At 66.0% G+C, this 7,712-nt stretch carries 7 protein-coding genes and 1 pseudogene; 5 read left to right on the top strand and 3 right to left on the bottom strand.

Going from position 1 to position 7,712, the window contains the following annotated elements:
* The coding region (locus VEI45_RS04205) for an FAD-dependent oxidoreductase (RefSeq protein WP_324850422.1) at positions 1-912 on the bottom strand (912 nt) is incomplete at its 3' end.
* Positions 913-1,056: 144 nt separating this feature from the next.
* On the opposite strand from VEI45_RS04205, the gene VEI45_RS04200 reads away from it, so the two are divergent.
* From VEI45_RS04200 to regX, 3 genes are all read left to right on the top strand, one after another.
* Positions 1,057-1,809, top strand: coding sequence for a phosphoglyceromutase (locus VEI45_RS04200; RefSeq protein WP_324850420.1), 753 nt, complete (start codon positions 1,057-1,059; stop codon positions 1,807-1,809).
* Between the two features lie 130 nt (positions 1,810-1,939).
* Positions 1,940-3,166 (top strand): sensor histidine kinase, encoded by a 1,227-nt coding sequence (locus tag VEI45_RS04195; RefSeq protein WP_324850418.1) that lies wholly within the window; start codon positions 1,940-1,942, stop codon positions 3,164-3,166.
* Positions 3,167-3,197: 31 nt separating this feature from the next.
* Complete coding sequence (regX, locus tag VEI45_RS04190) at positions 3,198-3,881, top strand: two-component sensory transduction protein RegX (RefSeq protein ID WP_324850416.1); 684 nt, start codon at positions 3,198-3,200, stop codon at positions 3,879-3,881.
* On the opposite strand, the gene VEI45_RS04185 is transcribed toward regX, so the two are convergent.
* Together VEI45_RS04185 and VEI45_RS04180 are read right to left on the bottom strand one after the other, a co-directional pair.
* On the bottom strand, positions 3,863-4,825 hold the full coding sequence (locus tag VEI45_RS04185; RefSeq protein ID WP_324850413.1) for a hypothetical protein: 963 nt from the start codon (positions 4,823-4,825) through the stop codon (positions 3,863-3,865). The two genes, regX and VEI45_RS04185, sit on opposite strands and share 19 nt — an antisense overlap.
* A 45-nt stretch (positions 4,826-4,870) precedes the next feature.
* Positions 4,871-5,665, bottom strand: coding sequence for a hypothetical protein (locus VEI45_RS04180; RefSeq protein WP_324850411.1), 795 nt, complete (start codon positions 5,663-5,665; stop codon positions 4,871-4,873).
* Positions 5,666-5,713: 48 nt separating this feature from the next.
* On the opposite strand from VEI45_RS04180, the gene VEI45_RS04175 reads away from it, so the two are divergent.
* On the top strand, positions 5,714-6,715 hold the full coding sequence (locus tag VEI45_RS04175; RefSeq protein WP_324850409.1) for a Ppx/GppA phosphatase family protein: 1,002 nt from the start codon (positions 5,714-5,716) through the stop codon (positions 6,713-6,715).
* Positions 6,712-7,306: pseudogene (locus VEI45_RS26415) on the top strand (hypothetical protein); the annotation flags it as partial. The gene VEI45_RS04175 and the pseudogene VEI45_RS26415, both read left to right, overlap by 4 nt.
* Between the last annotated feature and the right edge of the window lie 406 nt (positions 7,307-7,712).

Genomic DNA, 7,712 nt, shown 5'->3' with positions numbered 1-7,712 from the left:
GTTGATGCCGACGCCGCCAAGAGGGGACATGGCGTGCGCGGCGTCGCCGATGCACAGCAGCCCGTCGGTGTACCACCGGCGCAACCGGTTCAGCCGGATGTCCAACAGCTTGACGTCGTCCATCGACTCGAGATCGTCAGCGGCGTCGGACAATTCGGGTAAGGCAGTGGCGATGTCTCGGCGCAGCGCCTCGATCCCACGGGCCCGCAGCCGGGCATCAGCTCCCTTGTAGATGAATTGGCCCATTTGCAGATAGCCCTGGCGCGGAATGACCGCAAAGAACAACCCGTCTTTGAACCGCGGCAGCAGCGTGTCGATGACGCCTTCGGCGGCGGGAAGCCGAAACCACCAGATATCGGCGTTCATCGGGTATTCGCGCGGGATGAGGCCCGCCTCGCGCCGGCACAGCGACCAGCGTCCGTCGCAGGCAATCGTCAGGTCGGCGCGCAATTCCCCCGGCCCATCGGGGCTGTCATAGCGCACACCGACGACGCGGCCCGACTCATACAGCAGTCCGGTGACGTCATGGCTCATGCGCAAGGTGAATGTCGGCTCTTTCCGTCCGGCCTCGGCCAGCAGGTCGAGTAGGTCCCACTGCGGCACCATCGCGATGTAGCGATGCGGCAAGCGCAGCCGGGTGAAGTCGAGCACTTTCGCCGAGCGGCCATCGGGCAGGTCCAACCCCCAGCCCTCGAGCTTGGTGTGCGGCAGTGCGTCGAACTGTTCGAAAAGGCCCAGCTCGTCGAGCAGCCGCAGCGTGGAGGGATGCACCGTGTCCCCTCGGAAATCCCTGAGGAAGTCGGCATGCTTCTCCAGCACGGTCACTTCCACGCCCCCGCGCGCCAGCAGCAAAGCCGCCACCATGCCCGCCGGACCTCCGCCCACGACTACGCACGTCGTCTTCTCGCTCATCGGATCCTCCTCGACTAGCACTCTGATACTCGATTACGGAATAACTGTATTCCTGGATCAGCAGCTGCAGAAGGCTATGTGACTCACCTCACCGCGTACCGATCCCCCGGGAGGTCGCTAGCGGGGGGTGAGAGACTTGCCACCATGGGAAACGCGGTTGCCACGCTCGTGCTGCTCCGTCACGGCGAGAGCGAATGGAACGCGAGCAATCAGTTCACCGGCTGGGTCGATGTCGACCTAACCGATAAGGGCCGCGGCGAGGCGGTGCGCAGTGGCGAGCTGATCGCCGAGCACAATCTGCTGCCGGACGTGCTGTACACCTCGCTGCTGCGACGGGCCATCACCACCGCGCACCTGGCGCTGGATACCGCTGACCGGCTGTGGATCCCGGTACGGCGCAGCTGGCGGCTGAACGAACGCCATTACGGCGCGCTGCAGGGACTGAACAAGGCCGAGATCAGAGACCGCTACGGCGACGAGCAGTTCATGACCTGGCGACGCAGCTACGACACCCCGCCACCACCGATCGAGAAGGGCAGCCAGTTCAGCCAGGACGCCGACGTGCGCTATGCCGACATCGGCGGCGGGCCGCTGACCGAATGCCTGGCCGACGTGGTGACCCGGTTCTTGCCGTACTTCACCGACGTCATCGTGCCGGATCTGCGGTTCGGCAAGACGGTGCTGATCGCCGCGCACGGCAACTCGCTGCGTGCCCTGGTCAAGTACTTGGATGGCATGTCCGACGAGGAAGTCGTGGGACTGAACATCCCCACCGGCATTCCGCTGCGTTACGACTTAAACGCCGACATGCGGCCCACGGTCGCCGGCGGCAGCTATCTCGATCCGGAAGCGGCTGCCGCGGGCGCGGCGGCGGTGGCCAGCCAAGGCGCGCGGTAGGCGCGCTTTCCTGGCAAAAGGACTAACGTGACGTGAACAGCCGTAGAACACCTGTCTTGTCGCGTGTGACATGTCCGATTTTGGCCTTGCGCTGCTGGGTTGGCGTTCACCGAATTTGTAGGATTTTTATGTGACTGTGTTCTCGGCCCTGTCACTGGCCGGGGTGGCGTTCCTCGTGGCATTGGCCGTCAGTGTCGCCATGGGTGCGCGGCTCGCGCCGCGGGCCCTGGAGCGACGTCAGCGGGTGGCCGTCGAGGCGGCCGGGATCACCGTTGCGCAAATGTTGCAGCGCATCGTCGCGCTGATGCCGCTGGGCACCGCCGTCGTCGACCGTCACCGCGACGTGGTCTACCACAACAGCCGGGCCAAAGAGCTCGGCTTGGTGCGCGAGCGGCAGCTCGACGACGAGGCCTGGAAAGCGGCGCGTCAGGCGCTGGGTGACGGCGCTGACGTCGAGTTCGATCTGCTGCCGGGCAAGCGGCTGGTCCCGGGACGGTCGGGCCTGTCGGTGCACGGGCACGCGCGGCTGCTGAGCGAGGAGGACCGCCGGTTCGCTGTGGTCTTCGTCTACGACCACTCCGAATACGCGCGGATGGAGGCCACCAGGCGCGACTTCGTAGCCAACGTGAGCCATGAGCTCAAGACGCCCGTCGGCGCGATGGCCGTGCTCGCCGAGGCCCTGCTGGCCTCCGCGGACGACCCCGAGACGGTGCGGCGGTTCGGCGAGAAGGTGCTCGTCGAGGCCAACCGGCTGGGGGACATGGTCAGCGAGCTGATCGAGCTGTCCCGGCTGCAGGGCGCGGAGCGGTTGCCGGACATGGGTGCCGTCGACGTCGACACCGTTGTATCCGAAGCAATTTCACGCCACAAAGTGCCGGCCGACAACGCCGATATCGCGGTCTGCACCGACGAGCCGAGTGGCTTGCGGATGCTGGGCGAGCAGGCCCTGCTGGTCACCGCGCTGGCCAACCTGGTGTCCAACGCGATTGCGTACTCACCACGCGGCTCGAAGGTGTCCATCAGCCGCCGTCGCCGCGGCGACAACATCGAGATCGCGGTCACCGACCGGGGCATCGGAATCGCCCGCAAAGACCAGGAGCGGGTCTTTGAGCGGTTCTTCCGCGCTGACAAGGCGCGCTCGCGCGCCACCGGCGGCACCGGGCTCGGCCTTGCCATCGTCAAGCACGTCGCGGCCAACCACAACGGCACGATCGGGTTGTGGAGCCAGCTGGGAACCGGGTCGACGTTCACGTTGTCCATCCCGGCATACGACGCCGAGTGCGAACAGATTGTGCAACCGCCCGAGCGCGAAATCCTGCCCAAGATGCCCCAACAAGAGGAAGAAATACATCTATGACCAGTCTGCTGATCGTGGAGGAGTTGCGCTCGTGACGACTGTCCTGATCGTGGAGGACGAAGAATCGCTGGCTGATCCGCTGGCGTTTCTGCTACGCAAAGAGGGTTTCGAGGCCACCGTGGTGGCCGACGGCCCGTCCGCGCTGGCCGAGTTCGACCGGGCCGGTGCCGACATCGTGCTGCTCGATCTGATGTTGCCGGGGATGTCCGGCACCGACGTGTGCAAGCAACTGCGATCCCGGTCCAGCGTGCCGGTGATCATGGTGACCGCGCGTGACTCCGAGATCGACAAGGTTGTCGGCTTGGAGCTGGGCGCCGATGACTATGTGACCAAGCCGTATTCGGCGCGTGAGCTGATTGCCCGGATCCGGGCGGTGCTGCGCCGCCGCGGCGACGACGACTCCGAGATCGCCGACGGCGTGCTGGAATCCGGGCCGGTGCGAATGGATGTCGAGCGCCACGTCGTCTCGGTCAATGGTCAGCCGATCACGTTGCCGCTCAAGGAATTCGACTTGCTGGAGTACCTGATGCGCAACAGCGGCCGGGTGCTGACTCGTGGGCAGCTGATCGATCGCGTGTGGGGTGCGGACTATGTCGGCGACACCAAGACACTCGACGTACATGTCAAGCGGCTGCGGTCGAAAATCGAGGCCGACCCGGCCAATCCGATACACCTGGTGACGGTACGCGGCCTGGGCTACAAGCTGGAGAGCTGACCGGGCGCCGACGCGCCACGTAAGCCGACCTCGGCGTGGCCGGTGCCGATCACCGACCAGCGGCGGTCGTCAATCTCGACGTGAACGTCGGCTTGTTCGGTGTTGGTGCACACCGCGGTGGCGCCGTCAGGATCGGTATAGCCCAAGCTCACGCATCGTTCGGCGGGCTGGTCGACGCGGATCAGCACCCGGCTACCGCCGATATGTCCCGCCAGCTGCCAGTGCCGCGGGCCTAGCCTGGTCCGCATCCGCAATGACGGCAAACCGCTTGCAGGCCAATCTTTTCCGTCGATGCGGAAACGAACGAACGCCATCGGTGGGAGTCTGCGCATGGCGGCTTTGCGCGACACCGCGGTGACCACTTCCAGCACGTTGCCGTCGCCGAGGTCGGCGTGGATCCACCCCCAGCGCATAGCGTTGCCGTGCCCGTAGATGTGGGCCACACCGCCGCGCCACCGGTCGATGCGGTGGGCGGTGTCGCCGGTATTGAGTGAGCCGGTGAACTCTGCGGTCGGGGCGAGCACCACCTGCGCACCGGGCAGCAGTTCGCGTTCCCACGCCGACCGCGGGAAGGTCCACAGCGGCGCACCGCTGTCCGTCCAGTTCAGGTCCCACGCCAGTGCCCCGGCTCGTCCGGCCAGTTCTGCTAAGGCGATTCGAGCGTCGGCAACCTTGAGCCAGATCGGCCCGGTGGCCGACGCAACGGGCTCCGGACCGAAACGCTCGGTATGCGGTGGGCCGTCGGCGGGGAACCAGCTCGCCCAGCCGTGCGCATAGGGACCCCGTGCGCTCCCCGACGTCGGCGACACCGTCTCGTAGTGGACCCAGAGCGCGGCCCGCGTCGCCGGATCCGACAGGGTCGCATACCAGACCTCCAGGCGCCCGGGCTGGCCGCGCCAACGTGGTGCGGCAGCCGACTGCAGCTCCTCGTTTACTGGATTCACCTCTGTTCGAGTGCCAACGTCGCGGATGCAGCTTCAGCGCCGTCGCTATTCGGCGGCCCGCGTTGCCGGGTGGACTGCGATGAGCCCTAATGCACTGCGCCGCTTGCACATTGCGGCCAGCTCGGCATAGGCCTTCTCGCCCAGCAGCTCGGTGAGCTCGGCCCGCAGGCTCACCCAGACCTGCTCGGTGCCCACATGGGCGGCCGGATCGCCGGTGCAGTACCAGTGCAGATCGGCGCCGCCGGCGCCCCAGCCGCGGCGGTCGTACTCGGTGACGGTGGTCTTCAGGATCTCGGTGCCGTCCGGGCGGGTCACCCATTCCTGGCTGCGGCGGATCGGCAACTGCCAGCAGACGTCGGGTTTCATCGTCAGCGGTGCCACGCCGAGCCGCAGCGCTTTGCTGTGCAGCGCGCAGCCAGCGCCGCCGTGAAACCCGGGCCGGTTCAAGAAGATGCACGCGCCCTTGTGCTTGCGGGTGCGGAACTGCTCATCCCCGTCATGCTCGTCGAGTTCGAGGTAGCCCTTGCGGCTCAAGCCCTTTTCACGGAACTGCCAGTCGGAGTCGGTGAGCTTGGACACAGCGTCGTCCAACCGGGCCCGGTCGTCGGCGTCGGACAAAAACGCCCCGTGCGAGCAGCATCCGTCATCGGGACGTCCGGCGACGGTGCCCTGGCAGGCCGGGGTGCCGAACACACACTTCCAGCGGGAGAGCAGCCAGGTCATGTCCGCGGCGATCAGATGCTCGGGATTGTCCGGGTCGTAGAACTCCACCCATTCACGGGCAAAGTCCAATTCGACTTCACCGGGATGGTTTGGCTGCGAACTTGCCACAGTTTTCACGGTAGTCCAATCCAACCATGCCGCGTCCCAGCCGTAAGGTTGTGTTTCGTGCGATTAGGAGTGCTGGACGTCGGCAGCAACACGGTCAATTTGTTAGTGGTGGATGCCCGCCGCGGCGGACATCCCACGCCGATGAGCTCGACCAAGGCCACCCTGCGGCTGGCCGAGTCGATCGACAACTCCGGCAAAATTACCCGGCGCGGTGCCGACAAGTTGATCGAGACGATCGACGAGTTCGAAAAAATCGCGGACAGCTCGGGCTGCGCCGAACTGATGGCGTTCGCCACTTCGGCGGTTCGCGACGCCAAGAACTCCGAGGACGTGCTGGCCCGGGTCCTCAAAGAGACCGGTGTCGAGCTGCAGGTGCTGCGAGGTGTCGACGAGTCGCGGCTGACCTTCTTGGCAGTGCGTCGGTGGTATGGCTGGAGCGCGGGCCGCATCATCAACCTCGACATCGGCGGCGGCTCACTCGAGTTGTCCAACGGCGTCGACGAGGAACCCGAAGTCGCGTTGTCGCTGCCGCTGGGCGCCGGGCGGCTGACCCGCGAATGGCTCAACGACGATCCCCCCGGCCGGCGCCGGGTGGCGATGCTGCGTGACTGGCTGGACTCCGAACTGGCTGACGCCAGCGCCAAAATGCTAGACGCCGGGAGCCCCGACCTCGCGGTAGCAACGTCGAAGACGTTCCGTTCGCTGGCCCGGCTCACCGGTGCGGCGCCGTCGGCAGCGGGACCGCGCGTGAAACGGACACTCACCGCCAACGGCCTCAGACAACTCATATCTTTCATCTCTAGGATGACGACCGCTGACCGTGCGGAATTGGAAGGGGTGAGCGCCGAGCGAGCGCCGCAGATCGTGGCGGGAGCTCTGGTCGCAGAGGCGAGTATGCGAGCGCTGGCGATAGAAACGGTGGACATTTGTCCGTGGGCGCTACGGGAAGGCCTCATTTTGCGCAAACTCGACAGCGAAGCTGACGGAACCGCCCTTGTAGAGAGTTCTGTGCGGGATGCTGGCAGCCAGCGAGTTGATCGGAATGGCGACGAAAGATGACCGGACCAAACGAGAACACCCGACCCATCTCGGTTGCCGAGTTGTTGGCCAAGAACGACACACTCGGCGCCCCGGTTCCCAACCGTCGTCATCGCCGCCACGGCAATTCCGATGCGGTGACCGTCGCCGAGCTGACTGGTGAAATACCCGTCATCAGTGACGACATCGAACCCGAAGCGACCGGCCAGTCGAGTCTCGAGTCGCATGCGCACCGCGCCAACCGGTCCGCTCGGCTCGACGAGTTGGTTTCCGACGAGGCGGACGAAAAGCCGCGCTACTGGTCCGAACCCGAGCAGCGTTGGCCGGAATCCCAGCCGCCCCGTCCGCGTGAATCACGGCCCGAGTCGCGGGAATCGCGCCCCGAGCGCAGTCCATATCCGCTGCCATCGCGCACCAACGTCCCGGTCGCCCAGGTCGGCCGTCCCGGCGGCGGGGAAGATCAGTCGGCGGACCGATCAGGTGCCGAGGGGATGAACCCGGACCCGCTGGAGGACTACGCGGGGATGTCGGTGGACGTGATGGACACCGACGTGCGCGACGCCGAATTCGCGAACGAAGACTCCGCCTACGTGCGGTCGTACCTGCGGTCGTCGGGCGGTCGGTCGCGCGGCGAGGACGTCGCGGATGACATCGAACCTCGCGCGGACTACCGGGACATCGCCGACATCGACGACGAGGAGGACTACCCCGAGGACGACGTCGCCGACGATCGGCACGGTGGGGTGGCGGATTCTGTTGCATGGTCCCGGAAAGAAATCATGCGGCTCGTCGGAATGGTTGTCCTGCAGTCGATTCTGGCTGTTGGATTAGGCGCCGGGCTGTTCATCGCGTTCGACCAGCTGTGGCGGTGGAACAACATCGTGGCGCTGGTGCTTTCGGTGCTCGTCATTCTCGGTCTGGTCGTCGGCGTCCGGGTGGTCCGCAAAACCGAGGACATCGCCAGCACGTTGATCGCGGTGGCGGTGGGGGCGCTGGTCACGCTGGGGCCGTTAGCGTT

This window comes from Mycobacterium sp. (assembly GCF_035623875.1).
Lineage (GTDB): Bacteria > Actinomycetota > Actinomycetes > Mycobacteriales > Mycobacteriaceae > Mycobacterium.
The sequence above is the reverse complement of the archived record's forward strand: the minus strand, read 5'-3'. Positions and strand labels throughout refer to the sequence as shown.